A 24,639-nucleotide genomic window follows, 5' to 3' on the forward strand; every position below is an offset into this window, starting at 1 on the left:
CTCGCGGGTGCCCGCCGCTACTGTGGGCTCGCCGTCAACGTGCCCCGCGCCCGGTGCAGGTCCAGCAGCCGCTGCCGGGCCGAGGGGTCCTGGGCGGCCTGGGCGGCGGTCCAGGCCAGCGCGACGGCGCCCTGCAGCAACGCCCGATCAGCACCGGGGGCCACACAGGCGGCCGCGAACTCGGGCTGATGGTTGACGGCGTCGCCGCTGTCGATCCCGATGCTCGGGTGCAGGCTGGGCAGGGCGCGACTCACGTTGCCCATGTCGGTACTGCCGGTGGGCAGTTCCCGCTCCTGCTCGCGGGAGACCAGCGGGCGGCCCAGCTCGATCGCCGCCGAGCGGTAGGCCTCGGACAGGAAAGGGTCGTGCACCAGTTCCGCGTAGGCGGGGGTGGCGCTCACCTCGTGGGTGCAGCCGCTACCGACGGCACCCGCGGCGAAGCAGGCCCGGATCCGCGACTCGAGCCGGCTCAGGGACTCCATGTCAGCAGCCCGCAGGTTGTAGCGGGCACGGGTGTGCGCCGGGACCACGTTCGGCACGTCACCGCCGCGGGTAACGATGCCGTGCACCTGTTGGCGCGGCTCAAAGTGCTGGCGCCCGACCCCCACGGCAACCTCGGCGATGGTCAGGGCGTCCGCGGCGTTGACGCCCAGCTGCGGCGCGAGCGCGGAGTGGGACTCCCGTCCGGTGTAGGTGACCTCCAACTCGACCAGTGCCAGCGGGCGCGGGGTGCAGTTGTCCTCCGGCGCGGGGTGGACCAGCATGGCCATCGAGACCTCGTCGAAGACCCCGGCCTCCAGCAGAGTGATCTTGCCGCCTCCGTCCTCCTCGGCGGGCGTGCCGATGACCACAATCGTGAGGTCAAGCTCCGCCGCCACCTCCCGCAACGCCAGGGCCGCGCCGACCGAGGAAGCGGCGATGATGTTGTGTCCGCAGGCGTGACCGAGCCCCGGCAGCGCGTCGTACTCGGCGCACAGGCCGACCACCAGCGGACCGTCGCCGAAGCGGGCGGTGAAGGCGGTGTCGAGGCCACCAACGCCGACGTCCACCGCGAAGCCCTCGTCGCGCAGCAGATCACTCACCTTGGCCACGCTGCGATGCTCCCGGAACGCCGTCTCCGGCTCCGCGTGCAAGCTGCGCGACAGGGCGAGCAGTCGCTCCTCGGCTTGGTCAACAGCGTCCGCACACCGACGCCGGACCTCGGGGCTGAGCCTCATCTGCGGCATGTTCCCTCCCGTCGCACCGGCCGGGCCGCGGTGACGTACCCGGCTCCTTCCGTTCCTACCCGAGCCGGCAACCGAAAGCGAGACCAGTCAGGAGGCTCGAGATGGCAGCACTGACCTGGACGGTGCCAGCCGGGCGAGGAGAGTTGACCGTCGAGACCGTACCGTCGGCGCTGCTCCGCAGCACCGGCTTTCCGGTCCAGCTGGTGGCGGGGCTCGCCACCGCGAACCTCATCGCCGCGGCCGACCGGGTGTTCGCCGCGGAGCAGGAACTCGAGGCCGCTCGCGTCCACTTTCTGCACGAGTGCTGGCCCGTCGCCCGCGAGGCCGTCCGGGAACTCGAGCCCCGCCAACGATCCCTGCGCGCGTTGCAGAGCTGTCGCCGACGGATAGCGGCCGGGGCGCGGTTGGACGAGCGGGGTGTCGAAATCCTGGCAGCCACCGGAGTGCCGGGTTGGGCCTCGCGGTGGAACGCCCTGGTCGACACGCACGCCGAACACCTGGCGACCGTCCGGGCGGAATTCGACGGGGCACTGCGCCAGGCCCGGCTGCGCACCGCGCAGGCCGCCAGCTCCGACGCCTTCCGGCACGCCGTGTTCGTATCCAACCCGGGCTTCTTTCACTCCGCGCTGCGGACGCCGCCGCTGGAGCACCCCGGCTGGGACGGTTCCGCGGCGGGTACCGACCTACCGCGGGCGCTGCGCCGCCGGCTCGACACCCTGCACCGCTACCTTCGCCGCTTCGCCACCAAATGCGAGACGGTCTCGTTCTTCGGCCCGGTGCTGTTCAGCAAGCTTCGCCCGGAACAGGACCAGCCGGTCCGGGTCGGGACACCCGCGCCCGAGCGCGTCGTGGTGGAGGCCAGTGCCTGGCTGGTCGAACAGCTCCGCGAGCAGGCTGCCGACAGCACTCCACTGCGGACCCAACGGGCCTGGCCCAGTCCCTTGTTCCGCCAGCCGGGCCCGGAGCACGTGCTGGAACGGGTCGTGGACGGCCGCCGCTTCACCGTCGCCGCCGCCGCGCTGGCACTGTGGCAGGCGGCGACGGCCAGCCCCGGATCCCACCTGGCCGACCTGCTGGCCGCCACCGGGGCGACGGACCAGTCCGACGAACGCCTGGCGCGACTGGTCCGGGCACTGGGGCCGGCGCTGACCGTCTCGCCCTGGCGCCTCCCGGCCACCGAGCTCCACGCGTTGACCCGGCTCGCCGCCGAACACCCCACACCCACGGTTGTCGAACTCGCCGACTGTCGGGACAGGTACGCCCAGGCCGGGTGGCCGGACCGCGTTGCGCAGCTCACCGCGGCGCAGCAGGCCAGTGCCCGGGCCGGCGGGGACGCCTCCCGCAACAGTGGACAGCACTACGCCGATCGAGAACTGTTTCACGAGGACAGATCCAGTCCGTTGAGCGAGCAGGTCAGCCTCGGCGCCCCCATCGTTGACCGGATCCGTCAGGTCACCGAGGCCGTCTTCCCGCTGACCTTCCTGGCCGCCCTGCTCGCCCGTGAGGACGCCCGGGACGCGCTGTGTACCGCGCTGCGGGGTACGGCGGCCCCGCTCGCGGCCCTCGCCGCCCGGGAAATCCCGGCCCGTACGGATCGGCGGGACCAGCTGGATGCCATCCTGCACGAGCTGACCACGAAGGCCGTCGGCGACCTGACGGTGGTCGCCGACCGTCCACCGGTCGTCGAACTCGACCCACAGGTACTCGCCGACGCCCTCGCCCCGTTGTGGGAGCTGGTCTCCCTCGACCCGGACGACACCTGCCTGCCCAGCCCCGACCTGATGGTCGCCGGTCCGGACCCCGCCACCGCCCCCTGGGTGCTCTCGGAGCTGCACGACGACTGCAGCTCCATCTTCGGCGGGCTGGAGCGCCCCCTGCACAGCGATCCGGACGGGCTCTGGGCGGACTTCGTGGCCCGGGTCGAACAGGCGGTGTCGCCGCGGACGGCCGCGACAATCGTCTCCCGCCGCCGTAGCGCCCACGTCACCCCGGAGCTACCGGGGGTGGCGATCGAACTCAGCGGACTGTCGAGCAAGGACCGCGCCGAGGTGGTGCCGATCGCTGCGGCTCAGGTCCCCGCCACGGCAGATGCCGTCCTGATCGACGGCGAACGTCGCCTGCTGTGGCCGGGAGATCTCTCCTCCACCCTGCACCGGGCACTCTCCCGCCCGGCGCTCGGCCCGGTCTCGATCGACCTCGGCGCCTACACGCCGCGCGTCGTCGTCGCCGGCGTCGTGCTGCAACGCGCCCGGTGGCGGGTACGGCTCCCGGAACGCACCGACGACGCGTACGGGCAGTGGCTGGCGCTCCACCGCATCCGGGCGCAGCACCGGCTACCGCGCCACGTCTATGTCCGGCATCCCGCCGAACCGAAGCCGCTGTACGTCGACTTCGCCGACCCGATGGCGGTGCTCGACCTCGCCCGTCTCACCTCGGCCGACGTCGTGGTCTCCGAGATGCTGCCCACGCCGGAGCAGCTCTGGTGGCGCCCCGACGACCAGCCGCACTGCGCGGAGCTCCGCCTCGGCGCGGTGGTACGACCGACGGCCTCCGCCCGCACCGACAACGACGTCATCCCCACCACCCGTAGCCACCACCCGCGACAAGGAGAAGACCATGTCTGAACAGAGCGACCTCACCGCCCGCGTCCGGGACGCCTACGACAAGTCCGCCGACCAGTACGATTCGGCCGGCCAACTCGTCTTCCACCCACTGGGCAAGATGGTCGCCGACCAACTGGAACTCAAACCGGGTGAGCGGGTACTCGACCTCGGCTGCGGCCGGGGCGCCTGCCTGTTTCCCATCGCCGCCCAGGTCGGTGCCGAGGGCTTCGTGCTCGGCATCGACCAGGCGCCGGGCATGGTGGAGGCGTGTGGGGCCGACCTCGCGGCCCGCGGAATGGCCGACCGGGCACAGGTGCGGCTCGGTGACATTCAGAGCTTCACCGTGGACCAGCCCTTCGACGCGATCAGCGCTGGCATGGTCCTGTTCCTGCTACCGGCGCCGCAGCAGGCGTTGACCGCTGCCGCGGCGGCGCTGCGCGGCGGTGGACGGTTCGTCGCGACGACCTTCCCCACGGAGAACGGCCGACTCGCCGCCGGCTGGGAATCGGCGGAGATTCTGGCCGAGGTGTTGGCCACCTATCTCCCGGAGGGCGTGGACGACCCGTGGCGGCTTGTTCTCGGTCTCAACGGACCGTTGGTCTCCGAGGAGTCGACCGCCGCGGCGGTTCTGGCGGCGGGCTTCACCGAGGTCGAGATTCGGCACGTACCAGCGGAGTCCCGATTCGAGTCGGTCGACGACTACCTCGCCTGGACCTGGACGGTCACCCCGCGAATGTTGTGGGAGCTGGTACCGCAGGAGCGGCGGGCCGAGGCGACCGATGCGGCCCGGAGCGCGTTGCAGAGCCTGGCGAGCACCGACGGTTCGCTGGAGTTCTCCTGCCCAACCCGGACCATCCGCGCCCTCCGTTGACCGGCGTCGCCCGTTGACCGGCGTCGTCCGCCCACACCTACCCCCAGCTTAGGAAGCCGAAAGGTACGAAGACATGCGTAGCGAGTTGATCCGGCCGCTGTCCGAGCTACTCGGCGGACACGCCGTTCAGCGCGGAGACAAGATCGCATTCGCCGACGGTACGCGTGGCGTCAGCTACGCCGACCTCGATCAGCGGACCGCTCGACTGGCCGGGCACCTGGCCGCCCTGGGGTTGGAGACCGGTGGGCGAGCCGTGATCCTGATGGGTAACAGCGTCGAGGCGGTCGAGAGCTGCCTCGCGGTTATCCGGGCCGGCGGCATCGCGGTGCCGCTCAACCCACAGTCCGCCGCGGCGGAGCTCGACCACCTCCTTGACGACGCCGAACCGACGGTCATCGTGTGCGACCCAGCCCGCTTCGGCCAGGTGGGCCGGCGACACCAGCCGGGCCAACGGATCATTTGCACCGGCGAGGTCGGAGCAGCGGAGCACGCCGGAGCGGAGCCGGTGGGCTATGCCGAACTGATGGGCACCGAGCCGAGCGGGCCGGCCCCCGAGGAGGCCCCGCTGGATGCCCCGGCGTGGATGCTCTACACGTCGGGGACCACCGGCCGGCCAAAGGGGGTGCTGTACTCGCTGCGCAGTTCGTTGTGGCTGGTGGCAGCGGGCCATGCGCCGGTACTGGGGCTGTCGGAGCAGGATCGGCTGTTGTGGCCGATGCCGCTGTTCCACGGGCTCGGGCAGAACCTGTGCGTGCTGGGGGTGACGGCGGTTGGCGCGAGTGCGCGGCTGATGAGCGGCTTCGCGCCGTCCGAGGTGCGTGACCTCCTGCACGAGGAGGCCATCACCTTCCTGGCCGGGGTGCCGACCACCTACCACTACCTGTTGGACCAGGGCACCGAGGCCACCGCCGGCCTTTCCGCGCTACGACTCGGTTTCGTGGCGGGATCGGCGAGCGGCGCCGCGCTGGGCAGCCGCTTCGAGGAGGCGTTCGGGGTTCCCCTGGTGGACCAGTACGGATCCTCCGAGACCGGCGCCATCACCTCGAACCGGCCCTTCGGGGAGCGGGTTCCCGGCTCCGTGGGACCGCCGCTGCCCGGCGTGGACCTCCGCCTGGTCAACCCCGACACCGAGCAGGACGTGCCGAACGGGGAGGAAGGTGAGGTCTGGGTCGCCGGACCGAACCTCATGCTCGGCTACCACCGGCAGCCCGAAGCCACCGCCGCGGTCCTGCGCGACGGCTGGTACCGCACCGGTGACCTTGGACGGCGGGACGCCCTGGGGCACCTGACCCTGACCGGACGACGCAAGGAACTGATCATCCGTGGGGGCGAGAACATTCACCCAGTTGAGGTCGAGGAGGTGCTGCGGGCCGCCGCCGGGGTAGCCGACGTAGCGGTGGGCGCCGAGCCACACGACGTGCTCGGTGAGGTGCCGGTGGCCTATCTGGTACCGGGCCCGGAGGGCGTGGACGCGGCGGCGGTCTTCGCGCACTGCCGGCGGCTGCTCTCCTTCTTCAAGGTTCCCGAGAAGCTCTACACCATCGAGCGCGTCCCCCGGACCAGCACCGGCAAGATCACCCGACGCCTGCTGGCGGAGGCGAGCCCCCAACTGCTGGGCGTAGCCACGCCGGACGGCGAGCCCGACGAGGCCGGACCAATCGACGGTACGGAGTGGGCAGCACGGTTGCGGGAGATGCCGGCGAGCGAGCGAACCCGGAACGTCCTGGAGCTGGTGCGCGCCGAGGTGGCCCGTACCGTGGGGCTGGACACCCCCGAGCAGATCCGACCTGACCAGCCCTTCGTTGACCTCGGGCTCGGCTCCCTCGCCGTCGTCGGGGTTGGTCAGCGGATCTGTGCGCGAGTCGGGCTGCGGCTGCCAGCGACCATCGTCTTCGACCATCCGACGCCCACCGCCCTTGCGGCCCGGCTGGTCGCCGAGGTGAGCGGAACGAGCGCGCCGGCCGAAACCGCCACTCCGGAGCGGGCCAGCTGGGCCAACGCCGACGAGCCGATCGCCATCGTCGCGATGGCCTGCCGTTTCCCGGGCGGAGTCGAGGATCCGGACCAGCTCTGGAGGCTGATCGCCGAAGGACGGGACGCCACCACGGGGCTCCCGGAGGACCGGAACTGGCCGCTGGACACCCTCATCGACCCGGACCCGGACCACCTCGGCACCAGCTATGTGACCCGGGGCGGGTTTCTCGCCGACCCCGCCGGCTTCGACGCCGCCTTCTTCGGGATCAGCCCGCGGGAGGCGACCGCGATGGACCCACAGCAGCGGATCCTCCTGGAGATCGCCTGGGAGGCGTTCGAGCGCGCCGGAATCGATCCCACCCGGGTGGCCGGTTCGCCGACCGGTCTCTTCATCGGCACGAAGGGGCAGACGTACAGCTCCCTCGCCGCTCCGGCCTCGGAGTACGAGGGCTACCTGGGCTTCGCCACCTCCGGCAGTGTGCTGTCCGGACGCGTCGCCTACACCCTCGGGTTGGAGGGTCCGGCCATCACGGTGGACACCGCCTGCTCGGCCTCGTTGGTCGCGCTCCACCTGGCCTGTCAGTCGCTGCGCTCCGGGGAGTCCCGCCTCGCCCTCGCCGGTGGGGTCACGGTGATGGCCACACCCGATGATCTGATCACGTTCAGCCGGCAGCGTGGCCTCGCCGCGGATGGCCGGGTCAAGGCGTTTGCCGCGGGAGCAGACGGCACCGCCTTCGGTGAAGGTGCGGGGGTCGTGCTGCTGGAGCGCCTCTCGGACGCGCGTCGGGCGGGACGGAGGGTGCTCGCCGTCATCCGGGGCAGCGCGGTCAACCAGGACGGCACGTCGAACGGGCTCACCGCCCCCAACGGCCAGGCCCAGCAGCGGTTGATCCGGCAGGCTCTCGCCGCCGCCCGGCTCGGTCCCGCCGACATCGACCTGGTCGAGGCGCACGGCACCGGAACCGCGCTCGGTGACCCGATCGAAGCCGAGGCGATTCTCGCCACCTACGGGCAGGGGCGTGCACCCGAGCGGCCGGTGTGGCTCGGATCGGTCAAGTCCAACATCACCCACACCCAGGCGGCCGCCGGCGCCGCCGGTCTCATCAAGATCGTGCAGGCGATGCGCCATCGGACTCTCCCCGCCACACTCAACGTCGACCAACCGTCGCCGCACGTCGACTGGACCTCCGGCCAGGTACGCCTGGCGACCGAGCCCCAGCCCTGGCAGGTGGCCGGGCGACCCCGGCGGGCCGGGGTCTCCGCCTTCGGGATCAGCGGCACCAACGCGCACGTGGTCGTGGAGGAGAGCCCGGTCGAGCCGCCGGGGTCGGCAAGCGATGCCGAGTCCCGGCGCCCCGCCGTCGTTCCCTGGCTGCTCTCCGCCAAGTCGCCGGCGGCGCTGCGGACGCAGGCTGCCCGGCTCGCCTCGATGGCCCGCTCCGCGCCAGAGCTCAACCCGGTGGCCGTGGGCCGCGCGCTGGCTCGCTCGCGCGCGGGCCTGGACCATCGGGCGACGCTGGTGGGTACGGAGACCAAGCAGCTCCTGGCCGGCCTGGAGGCCCTCGCCTCGGACGCCCCGGCGGCCGGGCTGACGACGGCACGCGCGATACCCGGTCGAGCCGTCGCTGCGCTCTTCACCGGCCAGGGCGCGCAGTACCAGGGCATGGGCCGCCACCTCTATGACAGCTTCGATGTCTTCGCCGACAAGCTGGACGAGGTCTGCCGTTATCTGGCACCGGAGGTACGGCCGGCCCTGCTGACGCCCACCGGCGCGACGGACGACGAGTCGATCCACCAAACCGGTCTCGCCCAGCCGGCCCTCTTCGCGCTGGGGGTCGCCCAGTTCGCCCTGCTGCGTTCCTGGGGGGTGCACCCCAGTGTGCTCGCTGGGCACTCCATTGGCGAGCTCACCGCGGCACACGTGGCCGGGGTGCTCTCGCTGCCGGACGCGGCTCGCCTGGTCAGCGCCCGGGGTGCCCTGATGCAGGCGCTGCCCCCGGGCGGGGCGATGCTCGCGGTCAAAGCCACCGAGAAGGAGCTACTGCCCCTGCTCGCCGGGGAGGAGGCGCGGATCGGAATCGCCGCGGTCAACGCACCCCGGTCGGTCGTCGTCTCGGGCGACGAGGAGGCCGTGACCGCGCTCGCCACCCGGCTGGCCGAGCACGGGGTCCGGGCCACCCGCCTCCGGGTGAGCCATGCCTTCCACTCCGCTCGCATGGATCCTGTCCTGGACGACTTCCGCGCCGTCGCGGAGTCCCTGACCTACCAGCGACCGACAATTCCGATCGTCTCCACCGTGACCGGTGTGGCCGCAGGTCCGGAACTGCTCACACCGGAGTACTGGGTCGGGCAACTCCGCCAGCCGGTTCGCTTCGCACCCGCGGTACACGCGATTCGTACGCAGGGGACCGACACCTTCGTCGAACTCGGTCCGGACGGGGTACTGACCGCGCTGGTGCGGGAGACCCTCGGTGCGGACGAGCACCACGCGGTCCCGTTGTGCCGTCGTAGCCGCTCCGGTGCCGAGGTCGCTGCCCTGGCTGTCCTACACGCCCTCGGTGTCCCGGTGGAGTGGGAGGGCTTCTTCCCACCGACCGGCGAACCCGAGGTCGACCTACCCACCTACCCGTTCCAACGACGGCGCTACTGGCTCCCCCCGGCCGCCGTACCGCCGCCCACCCGCCCGGGTCCGGCCCCCCGCGAGTTGGTCGGTGGGGCCGACTCGCCCCGCCTCCCCGCCGGCACCCGGCGGTCAACCGACACCGGGCCGTCGGCTGGTGCCACGGCGACGACCAACGGCGCGCAGGTGGCGGGCACCATGCTCGCCGCTCGCCTCGGCGACCTGGGCGAGGAGGAGCAGTTCCTGCACCTGGTCCAGACCGTCCAGACTCTGGTCGCCGCCGTGCTCGGTCACACCGACCCGGACGAGCTCGATCCGGACGAGTCCCTGCTGGATCTGGGCTTCGACTCCCTCACCGCGGTGGAGCTGCGAAACCAGATCCGCGACCTCAGCGGGGTCAGCCTCCCCGCCTCGCTGGTCTTCGAATACCCCACCGTTGCGGTCCTCGCCGACCACCTGCTGAGCCGGGTGCTCCACGCGGCCGACGACGATGCGGAGCGGGTGGACTTCGCCGCCGAGGTAACCCTGGCCGCGGACATCGTCTGCGCGGACCAGGTCATCACCGCCGCCACCGAGCCCCGAGAGGTCCTCCTCACCGGAGCGACCGGCTTCCTCGGCGCCTTCCTGCTTCGCGACCTGATGCGGAGCACGAACGCCGTCGTGCACTGCCTCGTTCGGTCCACCGACGGGAAGCCGGCGCTGGACCGGCTGCGGGACAACCTCCAGTGGTACCAGCTCTGGGACGAGATCGATCCGAGCCGGTTGTCCGTGGTGGTCGGCGACCTGGCCACCCCTGGGTTCGGCCTGCCGAAGCAGCAGTACGACGAGCTGTCCCGCCGGGTTGACGCGGTCTACCACGCGGCTGCCACCGTCAACGGTCTCTACCCCTACGCCTCGCTGAAGGCAGCGAACGTGACCGGCACCGAGGAGATACTGCGGCTGGCCGCCCGGCACCGCAGCGTTCCGGTCCACCACGTGTCGTCCACGGGGGTCTTCTCCGCCGAGGTCGTACCGGGGGTGGCCCTGAAGTCGACCGACCCGCCGGGGCCCGCCGCGGCCCTCTCCTCCGGGTACCGACAGACCAAACTGGTCGCGGAGCAGATCATCGAGATCGCCCGGGAGCGCGGGCTGCCGGTGTCGATCTATCGGGTCGATGAGATCTCCGGTGACTCGGAGCTGGGCCGCTGCCAGCGGCACGACTTCGTGTGGCTGAGCATGAAGGGCATCCTGCAGGCGGAGGCGGTCCCGGCCGACCCGGCCGGGATCTTCCACCTCGTGCCCGTCGACTACGTCAGCTCGGCGATCCTGGGGTTGTCCCGGAACCCGGCCGCCGTCAACCGCAACCACCACCTCGCCAACAGCACGCATCTGCCGTTCGTCGAGATGATGGACGCGCTACGGGCGCGCGGCTATCGCCTCGACGAGTTGGGCTGGGACCCCTGGGTCAGGCGGGTGCGGTCTAACCCCGAGAACACCATGGTGGCGATGGTTGACAGCTTCGAGTCCACCATCTACAGCGGACGTAATCACTACCTGACGGTCGACACCGCCGAGACCCGCGCCCTGCTGGCCGGCACCGGCATCGACTGCCCGCCCATGACCCAGGACCTGTTCGACAAGTACGTCGACTTCTTCGTCCGGGTGGGCTACTTCCCGCCGCCCGGCGCGCACCCGGCGGCCTCCCCCAGCGGTCGCCTCCACATCCGCCCGGCAACCACCGCCGACCTGCCGCGGTTGGCCCAGATCTGCTACCAGGCATTCGAGGACACCAACGCCTCGCTGGGGCTACCACCCGAGTGGTCCTCGGAGCAGGCGGTGCTGGAGATGCTCCAGGGGCGACTCGCCGCACCGAGCTGCGTGAGTGAGGTAGCGGTCGATGCGACGGGCTCGGTGGTGGGCTCCAACTTCCTGGTGCTGGGTGAGGAGGTGGCCGCCTTCGGACCGGTGAGCGTCGCCCCCGACACCCAGGGAGGTGGGGTAGGCCGGCTGCTGATGGAGTCAATAGTCACCGCCAGCAAGCGGCGCGGCTGTTCCTCCGTACGGGCTGTCCAGGTCGCCAACAACACCTGGGCCTACCGGCTGTACTCATCGCTCGGCTTTGTGCCACAGGAACAGCTCTCCCTCATGGTGGGGTACGCCCCGCCGACCCCCGGCAACATGGCGGGCTTCGAGGTGCGTCCCATGACCGAGGCGGACGTCGCCGGCTGCCAGACCCTGTACCGCAAAATCAACGGCCACTCCCGGGACAGTGAGATCCACATGGCGGCCAAACGGGCATTCGAGTGGTCAATGCCGTACGTGGTGCTGGACAAAACCACCGGTGAGCTCTCCGGCTACACCACCGGCCTGGCCGACCTGGGCCACTTGGCAGCGACATCGGAGGCGGCGGCGCGAGCGCTGTACGCCGGCGCGGGCGAGCTGACGCGCCGCCAGGATCCCAATGGCCCGGCCCCCCGGCTGCGCATCCCGGGCCGCCTGGCACCAGACCTGCTCAGCTGGGCCGCCCGCACCCGAGGGGTCTCGCTGCTCCGCCTGGAGACGCTGATCTCGCTGGGCAGCTACACGCCACCAGAGGGCGGGGTGTACTGCCCCGGGCTGTCCTACTGAGCTGCGCGCAGCGGAGCACCCTTCGCGAAATGGAGCGGAGCAGATCAGCCCAGCGAAACGTCGGGGCGGCGTCGGGGCGGGGCTCGTGCAGCCGCCCCGACCAGCCGGACGCGCCGGCCCAGCATCCCCTGGGTCGACCCGGTACACCCCCGGGTCGACCCGACGCTCCGCCACCGCTCAGCGGACCATGCTGTCCACGACCGGCTTCGTCAGCGGACCATGCTGCCCACGACCGGCTTCGTCAGCAGGGCCGACTGGTTGCGCTGGATGCCGGGGTCGAGCGTCTTGGCGACGAAGATCGCGTGCCAGATACAGAAGATCAGCACCGTCCAGACCTTGCGGGAGTTGTCGGCCTCCTCCCGCTTGTGCTCATCGAGCAGCCGCAGCGCGTACGGCAGATCGATCAGGTCACCGGCGCCGGAGGTGGCCAGCATGTGCCGGGCCCACTCGTACATCTCGCCCCGCAGCCACACCCGCGTCGGAGTCGGGAAGCCGAGCTTCCGGCGGTTGACGATGGCCGGCGGGACCACGCCCTGCAGCGCCTGGCGCATCGCATACTTGGTGGCGTCGGAGCGTGGGGGCAGCCGGAGCTCGACCGGGATCCGCGACGCCACGTCGAAGACCGCCCGGTCGAGGAACGGCACCCGCACCTCCAGCGAGTGCGCCATCGAGATCCGGTCCGCCTTGACCAGGATGTCGCCACGCAGCCAGGTGTAGAGGTCCACGTACTGCATCTTGGTGACATCGTCGAGTTCGGTGCACTCGGCATAGATCGGGGCGGTGATGTCGGTGTAGCGCACCGAGGGGTCGTAGCGGCGTAGCAGGTGCTGCTTCTCCTCCTCGGTGAACATTCGGGCGTTGCCGTAGTAGCGTTCCTCGATCGGGGTGGTGCCGCGTTCCAGGAAGCTCTTGCCCTTGACCCCCTGCGGGATCGCCTTCGACACCGCCCGCAGCCCCTTCTGCACGCCGTCGGGCAACCCGTTGACCGAGCTCAGCGAGAGCGGTTCCCGGTAGATGGTGTAGCCGCCGAAGAACTCGTCGGCGCCCTCACCGGAAAGCACCACGGTGACGTGTTCGGCGGCCTTACGCGCCACGAAGTAGAGCGGCACCAAGGCCGGGTCGGCGACCGGGTCGTCCAGGTGCCAGACGATCTTCGGCAACGCCGAGATCATGTCCTGCGGCCCGATCTTGGTGGGAATGGTGGTGACATCAAGGTGGCGAGCCGACTCCTGGGCCACGTCGATCTCCGAGTAGCCGGGCACGTCGTAGCCGACCGTGAAGGTCAGAATGTTCGGGTTGAACTCCCGGGCCAGGGCCACCACCGCGGTGGAGTCAATTCCACTGGAGAGGAACGAACCGACCGGGACATCCGAACGCATGTGAATCCGGACGCTGTCCCGCAACGTTTCCCGGATCTCGTGGTAGAGCTTCTGCTCGTCCGGCACGGGAGCGGGCCGGAACATCGGGCGGTACCACCGACGCACATCGATCCGCCCGCCGGGCGTCCAGGTCAGGTACTCCCCCGAGCCGATTCGGCGGATCCCCTGGTGCAGGGTTCCGGGCTCCGGCACGTACTGCAACGTCAGGTAGTGGCTGAGGCTGGCCGTGTCGATACCGGCGTCACCCTGGTAGTTGGCCGGCGCGAACGGCAGCAGGGCCTTCTTCTCCGAAGCTAGGTAGAGCCCGTCGGCCGTCTCCAGGTAGTGCAGCGGCTTGATCCCGAAGTAGTCGCGCGCGCCGAACGCGCGTCGCTCCTGCCGGTCCCAGATGACGAAGGCGAACATCCCCCGTAGCCGGGTGAGCACCTGCTCACCCCAGTAGTGGTAGCCGGCGACGATCACCTCCCCATCACCTGAGGTCGCGAACTGCGCCCCGTAGGTGCGGGCCAGCTCCTCCCGCAACTCGATGTAGTTGTAGATCTCGCCGTTGAAGGTCAGCAGGTAGCGCCCGTTCGCGTAGGGCAGCGGCTCGTGGCTGGAGGCTACATCGATGATCGCCAACCGCTTGTGGGCGAACACGCCATCCGCGTACTGGCCCGACGCGTCGCCGACAACCTCAACCCCGGCCTCGTCCGGGCCACGATGGTGCAGGCATTCCAACGCGTTGGCGATGTGGTCGCGGTGAGCCGCGGCGTCTCCGCGCGCGCTGAAAAAGGCCAGGAGTCCGCACATAGTTGTCATCTTTTCACGCCCCGGTGGCGGCCGTAGCGGCCGTCCGCGCAACCAGCTTCAGCCGCCGGCCCGGCCCCGTCGGATACCGTCGAGACCAGCGACAACGCGAAGGGGGCGGAGATGACCGAGGAACGCATCCACCGCGACCCGGGAGGCACCGAGTCGCATGACCCGAACTTCCCGGCGGCGCTCCTGACGTTCATGCGGCAGGGCTGGCGGGACAGTCCGCTGCCGGCCGTCCCGCACCCGGCGGCACCGAACCACGCCAAGCGCCGGGCGGACCTCTCCGCGGCTTTCCCCGGCGAGACCCTGGTGATTCCCACCGGCGGCGAGCAGGTACGCGCCAACGACACCGCACACCGATTCCGTCCGGGCAGCGACTTCGCGTACCTGACCGGCGATTACGAGCCGGACAGCGTACTCCTGCTCCGTCCGACCGGTTCCGGACATGAGCCCCTCCTCTACCTACGGCCGCACGCGTCCCGGCAGACCGACGAATTCTTCCGGAGTCGGCACGGCGAGCTGTGGCTCGGTCGACGGGGCACCCTCGCGGAGAAGTCGAACGAGTTGGGCATGCCCACCGCCGACCTCGCTGACCTGGACGCCGCCCTGGCCGACCTCGCCCCGGCCCGAACCCGGGTGCTGCGCGGCTTCGACGCCCGGGTGGATGCGGCCGTGCGCCCCTACGACGGCCGGCGGGAACGGGGACAGCCGGCTCGCGATCGGGAGCTGGCCATCGCGATCTCGGAGCTACGGCTGGTCAAGGACCGGTGGGAGATCGCCCAGCTCCAGGACGCGGTGGACGCCACGGTCCGCGGCTTCGAAGATGTGGCGCGAGCGCTCCCGGCCGACCGGGGGGTCTCCGAGCGGCTACTCGAGGGCATCTTCGCGCTGCGGGCCCGGCACGACGGAAACGACGTCGGCTACGGCTCGATCGTCGGTGCCAGCGAGCACGCCACGATCCTGCACTGGGTGCACAATCGCGGCACGACCCGCCCGGGTGAACTACTGCTGATGGACATGGGTGTGGAGAACAACCACCTCTACACCGCCGACGTGACCCGAGTGCTCCCGGTGAGCGGCCGGTTCACCGCGCTACAGCGCCAGATCTACGACATCGTGTACGCCGCGCAGCAGGCCGGCATCGAGTTCATCCGGCCGGGCGTGGCGTTCAAGGACGTACACCTGACCTGCATGCGGGTTCTCGCTGAGGGCCTGACGGAGCTGGGCCTGCTACCGGTCAGCGTTGACGAGGCGATGGACGAGAGGTCGTCGGTGTACCGGCGGTGGACCCTGCACGGCTTCGGACACATGCTCGGCATCGACGTACACGACTGCGCGAACTCGCGCAGTACGGTCTACCGCGACGGCACCCTGGGCGAGGGCTACGTGCTCACCGTGGAGCCGGGCCTGTACTTCCAGCCCGAGGACGAGTTGGTACCGGAGGAGCTGCGCGGAATCGGCGTCCGGATCGAGGATGATGTCCTGGTTACGGCGACCGGCACCCGGAACCTCTCCGCCGGGCTCCCCCGCACCGCCGGCGACGTGGAGACCTGGCTGGCCGAACAACGGGAAGCGGGCCCGCGCCTGCCGAGCTGACCTCGACGACCAAGCTTCGGCCCCGCCGCTGTGCCGCCGACCCGTTCGGGTCACCGGCCAGCGGCGGGGCCTTTCGTCTAGGTAACCCCTTTCGAGCTGACCCGCGCCAGCTGCGCTAGCCGCCCTGAGATGAGCCGAATGTGGGGATTTTTCGGATACATCCCCTCCATGAAACATCTTCTCATACGGTGGTCATCGGAGGCTGCAACCGTTTTGTAGCAGTTCGCGCCACCTTCGTTCGGTGCGGACCGTCTGGTAGTCGAAAGGGCGGAATGCTCTGATGTCCATTGACGTAACAACTCCTGACGGCGGGAACAACGCCGACCCTCCGAACCGGGGACGGCGGACACTGTGGGTCGCGGCCGGTGTCGTTGGCCTGACCGGCGTCGTCGGGTTGGCCACCCTCGGTGGGGTCGCCGCCCGAGACAACGAGACGGCCGAAAACGCCGGCCGGGCGGAGACGCAGGCCAACATCCAACAGAAGGTCAGCGATGCCAACCCCGCTGAGACCATTCCCGCCGAGGGCGGCGCGGTCGGCGACAGCCAGGGCCAGTGGGGCGGCGGCGACAGCGAAGGCCAAGGCCAGTGGGGCGGCGGCGACAGCGAAGGCCAAGGCCAGTGGGGCGGCGACAGCAGCGGCCGAGAGAGCGACCGGAAGACTGCAGACCGCGCGAAAGCTGTCCCATGCAACAGCGACAAGCTGATCCAAGCAATCGTCCACGCCAACCAGAACCGCGGTGGCGTGCTGTCGCTCGCCAAGGGCTGCACCTACGAGTTGACCCGAGGCGAGCACGGTAACGGCCTTCCAGTGATCAAGGAACCGATCGTTCTCAACGGGTACGACACCACGATCGCTCGGGCGGCCAACGCCGCGCACTTCCGGATCTTCAATGTCGGGCACGATGGCCACCTGACCCTCAAGGGCATTACCGTCAAGGGCGGACAGACCACGCCCCGCTGGGCTTACTCAACGCCCGAGGCGCTGCCATCGCTCGACCTCTCGATGACGCACGAAGCTACCCAGGCAACTGAGCAGGCGATAGCTGAACCAACAATCACCGGCACGGCGGTCGCCCCCTACGGCGACGGCGACGGCGCGGGAATCCTGGTCCAACGTGGCGGCAAGGCCGACATCGAGAAGAGCTCGATCGTGCTGAACCACGGCCGAAACGGCGGTGGCGTTGCCAACTACGGCACGACCACCATCCGGGACTCCGCAGTCGAACACAACAGCGCCACCGAGTTCGGCGGCGGCGTCTTCAGCACCGGCATCCTAAGGATCGAGCGGTCCAAGATCGAACAGAACAACGCTCGCCAGGGTGGCGGCGGATTCGCCAACGGCTCGTTCAAACCCGGCGCCAAGGGAGGCACCGTCTGGGTATGGAGTAGCACGATCAGCCACAACCAGACCTCGGGCCTGGCCGGCGGCATCCTCGACCGCTCCGGCAACACGAGTGTTACCCGTAGCGAGGTCACGGACAACACCGCAGGGCAGGATGCCGGCGGCATGCTCGGTATCGACAAGTCCAGGTTGTACCTGGAGCAGGTGAAGATCGAGCGGAATGTCGCCACGAACGTTGCGGGTGGTCTCGCAGTAGCCAACAACTCCGACGCGGTCCTGGAGGAGAGCGTACTCAAGGAGAACGTGGCCGAGGGCACGGGCGGCGCTGGCCTGTTCAACATGAAGGCCTCCGTGACCCTGCGGAAGAGCGAAGTCGTCCGCAACCGGGCGGTCGGCCCCTTCGCGGTGGGCGGTGGCATCGTCAACGCCTACGGACAGGTCTCCCTGATCCAGAGCACGGTGTCCGAAAACTTCGCCACCACACCGCCGGGCGGCATCTTCACGACGAACGACGGGGTCAAGATCGACGAGAAGTCCGCGGTCAAGAAGAACCGGCCGACGAACTGCACGGGCAGCCCAGTCGTTCCGAAGCGCTGCTTCGGATGAGTCACCCCTGAGTGCACCACCACATAGATCGGGCTCCTCCGGCCGGGTACGGCCGGAGGAGCCCCAAATATGCCTGAAGACGAAGAGTTGTACTCGACGTCCCAATCCATCCCGGTGCGGGCCTAATGTGGGCTTCTTTCGCAAAAGACCTCGAGGTGAGAATGATTCCCATACGGTGTTTCTGGGAGCTACAACCGATTTGTAGTAGGGACACTCGTTCTCGAGCGAGGCGCCCCTGTCTGGTATGAGGAGAGGGTAGAGAGCTCCAATGTCCAACTACCAAGATCCAAACAACGCCACCGGCCCGGAGGCTGCGTCGAAACGACGACGCAAACTCTGGCTCGCCAGCGGCGTCGCCGGCGTGGTCAGCATCGCCGCGGTTGGTTTCACCGGGGCCGGAGCCGGCGCCCGGGACCTGGCCTGGAACACCGCTCAGATCACCACGAACGACGAGCAAGCAGCCGACGACCGAGGCGCGGGCCGCGAGGGCGACTGGGAAGCCAACCACAGGGGAAACTGGGACGGTAAGCAAAGCAAGGAGAGCCCCGGGAAGAAGCACGGAAAGGAGGTGCCCTGCCAGACCGACAAGCTGATCCAGGCGATCATTCACGCCAACAGCAACCAGGGCGGCGTGCTCAAGCTGGCGAAGGACTGCACCTACACGCTGACCCGGTCCGATGGCTACGGCAACGGCCTGCCGATCATCAAGGAACCGATCACCCTCATCGGGCAGAACACCAAGATCGCCCGGGACAGCCAGGCCGAGTTCTTCCGAATCCTCAACGTTGGCCGGGGCGGACACCTAAAGGCTCAGGGCCTGACCATCAAGGGCGGCAAAACCCTTGCGGACGAACGGGGCGCGAACAGCCCCGAGGCGGTGTGGTCACGCTTCTCGAACTCGGTCGCGGCGGGAGAGGCTGCCAAGGCTGGCCAGCCGTACCTACCGCTGTTCCAGGGCGAGCCGCAGGCCGCGGGAGCCGACACGACGACCCCGGCCACCACGGACAACCCCACGGCGAACACGGAGACCTCAGTCGACACGGCAGGGCCAGGACAGTGGTCAGGCGACGCGGCGACCGGAGACGCCAGCACTAACGGGGACGCCACGACGGACGACGCCGCGAATGTGGACGCCGCCGTCGTGGACGAGGCTGTCGTCACCGACGAGGCCACCACCGCCGACGACACCGTCGCCGACGAGGCCACCGCCACCGACGACACCGTCGCCACCGACGAGGCCACCACCGCCGACGACACCGTCGCCGACGAGGCCACCGCCACCGACGACACCGTCGCCACCGACGAGGCCACCACCGCCGACGACACCGTCGCCGACGAGGCCACCGCCACCGACGACACCGTCGCCACGGACGAGGCTGTCGCCGACGAGGCCACCGCCACCGACGAGGCTGTCGCCGACGAGGCCACCGCCACCGACGAGGCTGTCGCCGACGAGGCCACCGCCACCGACGAGGCTGTCGCCGACGAGGCCACCGCCACCGACGAGGCTGTCGCCGACGAGGCCACCGCCACCGACGAGGCTGTCGCCGACGAGGCCACCGCCACGGACGAGGCCACCGCCACGGACGAGGCTGTCGCCACGGACGAGGCTGTCGCCGACGAGGCCACCGCCACGGACGAGGCTGTCGCCACGGACGAGGCTGTCGCCGACGAGGCCACCGCCACGGACGAGGCCACCGCCACGGACGAGGCTGTCGCCACGGACGAGGCTGTCGCCGACGAGGCCACCGCCACCGACAAGGCTGTCGCCACGGACGAGGCTGTCGCCGACGAGGCCACCGACAACGGCGCCGCAAGCTGGAACCAGAACAGCGCCACCAGCACCGACGCCACCGACAACGGCGCCGCAAGCTGGAACCAGAACAGCGCCACCAGCACCGACGCCACCGACAACGGCGCCGCAAGCTGGAACCAGAACAGCGCCACCAGCACCGACGCCACCGACAACGGCGCCGCAAGCTGGAACCAGAACAGCGCCACCAGCACCGACGCCACCGACAACGGCGCCGCAAGCTGGAACCAGAACAGCGCCACCAGCACCGACGCCACCGACAACGGCGCCGCAAGCTGGAACCAGAACGACGCCACCAGCGTGGACGCCAACGTCGGCGGCCCAGCCGCCGCGTGGACGGCCCCTGCCGAGATGGCAGCTGAAGGCGCGGAGCACAAGTACTTCCCGCACCACAACACCAAGGACGGCGCTGGCGTCCTGGTGCAGGCAGGCGGCACCGCTGATTTCGAAAAGTCCTACCTGGAGCACAACCTCGCCGGTGGCGTCGGAGGTGGGATCGCCAACTTCGGCAAGACCAGCCTCTACCACACGACGCTGATCAAGAATGACGCCTTCCACTACGGTGGCGGCATCTTCAACGGCGGTGTCCTGCGGGTCTCCTCGTCCCGGGTGATGCAAAACGGCGCTACAGTCGGCGGCGGCGGTATCGCCAACGGGGCAGCCTTCCTGGACCGCAAGGACATCAAGGCCGGGATGGTCTCGGTCGAAAAGGCCGAGGTCACCGGTAACGACACACTTGGCTTCGGCGGCGGCCTGTTCGACCTCGGCGGCGACATGACGGTCAAGCAGACGATTGTTGCCCGGAACCTGGCGCTGCTCGCCGGCGGAGGAATCGGCGCGGCCGAGCGAGGCAGCCTCTACCTGCAGGAGGCGCAGCTCGTTGACAACGGCACCGTCGGTGACGGTGGAGGCATGGCGCTGGCACTTGGCGTGATTGCCAACGTCGACAAGAGCAACATCACGGACAACAAGGCCGGCGTCTTCGGGGGCGGTGTGTTCAACCTCCTCAGCGCGGTCACCTTCCGGAACAGCTCAATTTCCGAAAACCTCGCCGGCTTCTCCGGCGGCGGGATCTTCAACGTCCTGGGTAGCGTCGATCTGACTGCTTCCAAGGTGACGAAGAACCGCTCGACCTTCAAGCCGGGTGGCGTGTTCAGCGCACTGGGTAAGGTCACGGTCGACAACAAGTCCGCGATCAAGGGTAATGACCCGACCAACTGCCAGGGCAGCCCCGAGCCAATCGAGAACTGCTTCGGCTGATCGACCAGCTAGTCAGTCCGGCCCCCTCCGCGCCAGCGGAGGGGGCCGGACCAATTGTGTGTCACCGCTGCACGAAGACCGCCACGCTGCGGGCCGGAACCGTGAACGTGCCACTGTCGGACGCGAACGAGGGGGTTCGCAGGACTTCGTCAGCGGAGGTACGCAGCACCGGGTGCAAGGCCACGTCCGCTCCGCGCAGGTCGGTGAGCTGTTGGGTAGCTGCCTGAGGGGTGGCATTGAAGACCACCGTCACCGACTTCCACGGACCACCCAACCCGCGGCTGTCCAGCGTCATCGTCAGTACGCCCGGCTGCTCCGCGGGGCCTGACAACGGGAACGCCACCCGTTGCTGCACCTGCTCTGCCGTCCGTAACCCAAATACTGGGGACGATGAGCGGATCCGAAGCAACTCGGTGTGCCGGGTCCCGGCCAGGTCGATCGTCGCGCAGTCCGGCACCAAGCCCGGATCGGCAAGCAGGGGGCGAGCGTAGGGCCACTTGTCCTTGTTGTCCTGCTCGGACGGGAGTCCGATGCCAAACCCGTTGCCCTGGGTGCAGTCCCATCGGATCTGGTTGAACCAGTCACCAGAGTTGTACGAGTTACGGTCCAGCGACTTCGACCGCAGCCGCTCGCTGCCGGCGGTGGCGAATCCGGTGCCCTGCCCCAGCAGAGCGGTGGCGAGCGCGAGTACCTGCATCCGGGCTCGGTCTACCACCGTGGTGTCCTCCGGCAGCTTGTACGCCAACGCGTCGTACAGGATCTCGTTGTCATGGGCATCCACATAGGTGACCGCCTCCCCTGGTGCGGCGGTGTAGCCGGCCGGCGATCCGTTGTAGTCCACCTGCGCCCCGGTGACCTGCTCACCGACGGTGTTGGTGAATCGGTAGTCACGTAGGTTGCCGGTGAGCCCAACCTTGATCAGGTCGTGCTGGTGCAGCAGCTGGGCGCGTTGCTGCGCCGCTGACCCGTTCACCGGGTCATGGTTGGGGTCGGTGTACAGCCCGGAGGCGAAGCCCTGTCGACGTGGGTTGGCGTCGAAGGGACCGCCTCCGCGCACCGCGTCCCGAAGCCGGTCGTTGAAGGTGCCGATGCCGGTGCCGGCCAGGTTGGCCTGGGTTGCCTGAACGAACCGCGCGTCATCCGCTACCTCGCCGAAGTTCCAGCCCTCGCCGTAGAGCAGGATGGCCCGACCGTCCACTCCGTCGCGGGCGATGGTCAGCTCGTCGAGGGCGGCGCGGACGGCCAGCATGTTCGCCTTCGGGTGGTGACCCATCAGGTCGAACCGGAAGCCGTCTACCTTGTACTCCTTCGCCCAGGTGACCACCGAGTCGATCACGAGCTTGCCCATCATGGCGTGCTCGGGGGCGGTGTTGGCGCAGCAGGTTGAGGTGGCGACCGAGCCGTCTGCCAGCAGCCGGTGGTAGTAGCCGGGAACGACCTGGTCCAGCACCGAGTTCGGGTCGGTGCCGGCCGCCGAGGTGTGGTTGTAGACGACGTCGAGCACCACCCGCAGCCCCGCGCCGTTCACCCCGGCGACCATCCGCCGGAACTCGGTGGTCCGCGCCGCCCCGGTCGGGTCAACCGCGTAGCCGCCCTCCGGCACGGTGTAGTGCAGCGGGTCGTACCCCCAGTTGTAGCCGTCGGTGTCGGCGACTGCGGCGACGCATCGCTGCTGTTCGTCCGAGTCTGGCGGGAGCGCCGCCAGGTCGCAGGGGGGTTGCTGCTGGTCGGCGCGGCGTTCGGGAATCGTGGCGAAGTCGAATGCCGGAAGCAGGTGCAGGTGGGTCGTCCCGGCGTCGCCGAGCGCCCTCAGGTGTCGCATTCCGGCGGTGGCCGGGTCGGTGAAGGCCCGGAACGTGCCGCGTCGCTCGACCGGCACCGTGCTGTCCGCGATCGAGAAGTCCCGCACCGACAGCTCGGAGATATGCGCCTGCGTCGCGGGCACCGCCGCTGGCTTACGCAGCCGCGTCCACCCCGGTGGCGCGAGCCGCGGGTCGGCGAGATCGACGATCTGGCTGTGGGTGGAGTCGGGGGCGAGCGCCAGCGAGTACGGGTCGGTCACCGCCGCGGTGACCATCTGCTGCTCGGCCGGTTGCCAGGCCTCGACCTGGTAACGGTAGTACTTCCCAGTCCAGGACGGGGTTCCCCGCACCGACCACACACCGGTGCGGTTGTCCCGTTGCATGGGGACTGGCCGCGGTCGCGATGTCGGTGTGTCGAACAACTGCAGTGCCACCGTGCGGGCGGTGGGGGCCCAGACCGCGAGTGTCGGCGCCGCACCGGTGAAGGTCGGGCCGAGCCGCGCCTGGGTCGCCGGGGCGTAGACGTCGTCGAGCACACCTGGGAGCTGGACGCCGGTGGCCGCGCGCAGGGCGCCTTCGCCGTCCCGCTCGGTCACCACGAGTTGTCCGCGCAGCGCCGCCGGCACCCCGTCCAGGTGCTTTCGGTTTAGGGCGAGGGCCGCAAAGGCCGCCAGGTGCGGGAACCGCTCGCGTTGTGCCGCGGTGAGCCCATGCCGCCGGGCCTGCAGCGGGATCGACCGGTACGTCCCGGCGAGTTCGCCGTCAACCAGGGTCACCCCGCCGGCCGCGGCTGTCACCAGGGCGTACGTCGTGTCGTCCGGGATTTCGGTCGGCCAGGCGACAGTGCCGCGGTCAATCCAGTGCGCCTTCTGCGTGGTCAGGTCGAGGCCGGTGGTGGTCCCAGATTCGGGTTGGTGGCTACCGGCGGCGAGCAGCGTGGTGGCGAGGTGGTCGGCGGCCCACGGCTCGGCACCGGCCACGGCCGGCGCCTCGGTGTCGGCGGGTGGTTGGAGGTGAACGAAGGTGTTGGTGCCGGCGAGGGTGAGGGTCGCCAGCGAGGCGAGAGTGAGCAGCGCCTTGCGCGGGATCGGCGGGGGCTTCATCGACGGCCTTCCTCTGGTCGCTGATGAGCCGCACGCTAGCCGCCGTCGAAACTTTCTGCAATCCCTTGCAAGTTAAGTCGAAACTATGCAGACACCTTGCACAAGGTGAACCCGGGCGCCGCCCTCACTCCGCAGCGCCGCCTGAGATCGCCCCACCGTCCCAGAACGCCAGCGAATGGAAGATCTCGTAGCGGTCTGGGTCAGGCGGCAGGAACCAGTGGAAGCCCGCCTGGAGGAACACCACCACCAGGTTCGCCGCCACGATCACCAGGAACAGCCCGCAGACCACCTTTGACGGCCAACCGAACCGCACGCCCCGCGGTACCAGCGCGCGGGCGAAGATCAGACTCACCCCACAGAACACCAGCACCACGCAGAACGTGATAAATGCCCAGGTGTACAGGTGTAGCCCGAGAATGGGCGACCCGTAGCCGGGGTCGGGCGGCACGATGTGCAGCAGGATCTGGCGGACCGCGATGGCGGCACCGACGACGGCGGCGACGATACTCATCCCGTAGCCCATGGCGTAGTCGGCGAGCCGCACATCGCCACGGCGGGTCCGCACGATGATGTAGAGCGGCCCGAAGGCCACCAGCATCATCGCCATCCGTTGCAGGATGCAGAGCGGGCACGGGAGGTCGCCGGTCACGAACTGCACCGCGAACCCGCCGATCAGCACCCCGCAGTAGGCGAGGACGAAGAGGTGCGCGAGCCAGAAGCCCAGACGGCCGGTCATAACACCCTCACTCAATCAGAAGTTCAACGGCAGCTTCGCGCCCACGTGATAGTTGAAGAGCAGCAGGATGGCGACGAGCGAAACCGTCCACGCGGCGAGGACGGTCCCGCGTCCACTGCCCCGCACGATGAGCCAGCCGGCGACGAGGAGCACCGCGAAGAGAATCGTTGCCATTTGCTCAAAATAGTGGCCAAATCGGGAGCTCCGAGCCGGAATCAAGAACCAACTCGACCGTCGACCGGACATCGACCCGAACCGGCTACCCCCAACGCCGCCACAAGGGGGCGAGGCCACAACCCGGCGGCG

At 69.5% G+C, this 24,639-nt stretch carries 11 protein-coding genes; 6 read left to right on the forward strand and 5 right to left on the reverse strand.

Features of this window, described 5'->3' with window-relative positions; translation table 11 throughout:
- Window positions 1–17: 17 nt before the first annotated feature.
- A complete protein-coding gene (locus tag SALPAC4_RS0100930) occupies window positions 18–1,226 on the reverse strand; it encodes a M20 family metallopeptidase (RefSeq protein ID WP_019868770.1) in 1,209 nt (402 codons plus the stop codon).
- Window positions 1,227–1,327: 101 nt separating this feature from the next.
- Between SALPAC4_RS0100930 and SALPAC4_RS0100935 the strand changes: the two genes are divergently transcribed.
- From SALPAC4_RS0100935 to SALPAC4_RS0100945, 3 genes are all read left to right on the forward strand, one after another.
- A complete protein-coding gene (locus SALPAC4_RS0100935) occupies window positions 1,328–3,850 on the forward strand; it encodes a lantibiotic dehydratase (protein ID WP_019868771.1) in 2,523 nt (840 codons plus the stop codon).
- Window positions 3,843–4,700: a methyltransferase domain-containing protein gene (locus SALPAC4_RS0100940; RefSeq protein WP_019868772.1), complete on the forward strand. Its 858-nt coding sequence runs from the start codon at window positions 3,843–3,845 to the stop codon at window positions 4,698–4,700. Before SALPAC4_RS0100935 ends, SALPAC4_RS0100940 begins: the two co-directional genes overlap by 8 nt.
- Window positions 4,701–4,773: 73 nt before the next feature.
- A complete protein-coding gene (locus SALPAC4_RS0100945) occupies window positions 4,774–11,901 on the forward strand; it encodes a type I polyketide synthase (RefSeq protein ID WP_027644797.1) in 7,128 nt (2,375 codons plus the stop codon).
- Window positions 11,902–12,110: 209 nt separating this feature from the next.
- Here SALPAC4_RS0100945 and asnB read toward each other — a convergent pair whose 3' ends face one another.
- Window positions 12,111–14,072 (reverse strand): asparagine synthase (glutamine-hydrolyzing), encoded by a 1,962-nt coding sequence (asnB, locus tag SALPAC4_RS0100950; protein ID WP_019868773.1) that lies wholly within the window; start codon window positions 14,070–14,072, stop codon window positions 12,111–12,113.
- 120 nt (window positions 14,073–14,192) lie between these two features.
- Between asnB and SALPAC4_RS0100955 the strand changes: the two genes are divergently transcribed.
- The 3 genes from SALPAC4_RS0100955 (at window position 14,193) to SALPAC4_RS0100965 (ending at window position 20,692) form a co-directional block, all read left to right on the forward strand.
- Window positions 14,193–15,671 (forward strand): aminopeptidase P family protein, encoded by a 1,479-nt coding sequence (locus tag SALPAC4_RS0100955; RefSeq protein ID WP_019868774.1) that lies wholly within the window; start codon window positions 14,193–14,195, stop codon window positions 15,669–15,671.
- A gap of 280 nt (window positions 15,672–15,951) precedes the next feature.
- Entirely contained in the window at window positions 15,952–17,619 is a 1,668-nt protein-coding gene (locus SALPAC4_RS0100960; RefSeq protein WP_019868775.1) for a right-handed parallel beta-helix repeat-containing protein, read from the forward strand.
- Between the two features lie 268 nt (window positions 17,620–17,887).
- Window positions 17,888–20,692 carry a midas domain-containing protein gene (locus tag SALPAC4_RS0100965; RefSeq protein ID WP_020113437.1) on the forward strand — a complete coding sequence of 935 codons (2,805 nt, stop codon included), beginning with the start codon at window positions 17,888–17,890 and terminating at the stop codon, window positions 20,690–20,692.
- Between the two features lie 61 nt (window positions 20,693–20,753).
- Here the strand turns inward: SALPAC4_RS0100965 and pulA are convergent, their stop codons facing one another.
- From pulA to SALPAC4_RS27870, 3 genes are all read right to left on the reverse strand, one after another.
- Window positions 20,754–23,597: a pullulanase-type alpha-1,6-glucosidase gene (gene pulA / locus SALPAC4_RS0100970; protein ID WP_019868778.1), complete on the reverse strand. Its 2,844-nt coding sequence runs from the start codon at window positions 23,595–23,597 to the stop codon at window positions 20,754–20,756.
- A 124-nt stretch (window positions 23,598–23,721) separates the two neighbouring features.
- Window positions 23,722–24,333, reverse strand: a complete 612-nt coding sequence (locus SALPAC4_RS0100975; RefSeq protein WP_019868779.1) for a disulfide bond formation protein B — start codon at window positions 24,331–24,333, stop codon at window positions 23,722–23,724.
- A 15-nt stretch (window positions 24,334–24,348) separates the two neighbouring features.
- Complete coding sequence (locus tag SALPAC4_RS27870) at window positions 24,349–24,507, reverse strand: DUF5993 family protein (protein WP_018727353.1); 159 nt, start codon at window positions 24,505–24,507, stop codon at window positions 24,349–24,351.
- Between the last annotated feature and the right edge of the window lie 132 nt (window positions 24,508–24,639).

Source organism: Salinispora oceanensis, from assembly GCF_000383575.1.
GTDB lineage: Bacteria > Actinomycetota > Actinomycetes > Mycobacteriales > Micromonosporaceae > Micromonospora > Micromonospora oceanensis.

Bases quoted from the DNA above. Each gene is read 5' to 3' on its own strand.
- SALPAC4_RS0100965 (WP_020113437.1), top strand. From the start codon at position 17,888: ATGTCCAACTACCAAGATCCAAACAACGCCACCGGCCCGGAGGCTGCG.
- SALPAC4_RS0100935 (WP_019868771.1), top strand. From the start codon at position 1,328: ATGGCAGCACTGACCTGGACGGTGCCAGCCGGGCGAGGAGAGTTGACC.
- pulA (WP_019868778.1), bottom strand. From the start codon at position 23,597: ATGAAGCCCCCGCCGATCCCGCGCAAGGCGCTGCTCACTCTCGCCTCG.
- asnB (WP_019868773.1), bottom strand. From the start codon at position 14,072: ATGTGCGGACTCCTGGCCTTTTTCAGCGCGCGCGGAGACGCCGCGGCT.
- SALPAC4_RS0100940 (WP_019868772.1), top strand. From the start codon at position 3,843: ATGTCTGAACAGAGCGACCTCACCGCCCGCGTCCGGGACGCCTACGAC.
- SALPAC4_RS0100930 (WP_019868770.1), bottom strand. From the start codon at position 1,226: ATGCCGCAGATGAGGCTCAGCCCCGAGGTCCGGCGTCGGTGTGCGGAC.
- SALPAC4_RS0100975 (WP_019868779.1), bottom strand. From the start codon at position 24,333: ATGACCGGCCGTCTGGGCTTCTGGCTCGCGCACCTCTTCGTCCTCGCC.
- SALPAC4_RS0100945 (WP_027644797.1), top strand. From the start codon at position 4,774: ATGCGTAGCGAGTTGATCCGGCCGCTGTCCGAGCTACTCGGCGGACAC.
- SALPAC4_RS0100955 (WP_019868774.1), top strand. From the start codon at position 14,193: ATGACCGAGGAACGCATCCACCGCGACCCGGGAGGCACCGAGTCGCAT.
- SALPAC4_RS27870 (WP_018727353.1), bottom strand. From the start codon at position 24,507: ATGGCAACGATTCTCTTCGCGGTGCTCCTCGTCGCCGGCTGGCTCATC.
- SALPAC4_RS0100960 (WP_019868775.1), top strand. From the start codon at position 15,952: ATGTCCATTGACGTAACAACTCCTGACGGCGGGAACAACGCCGACCCT.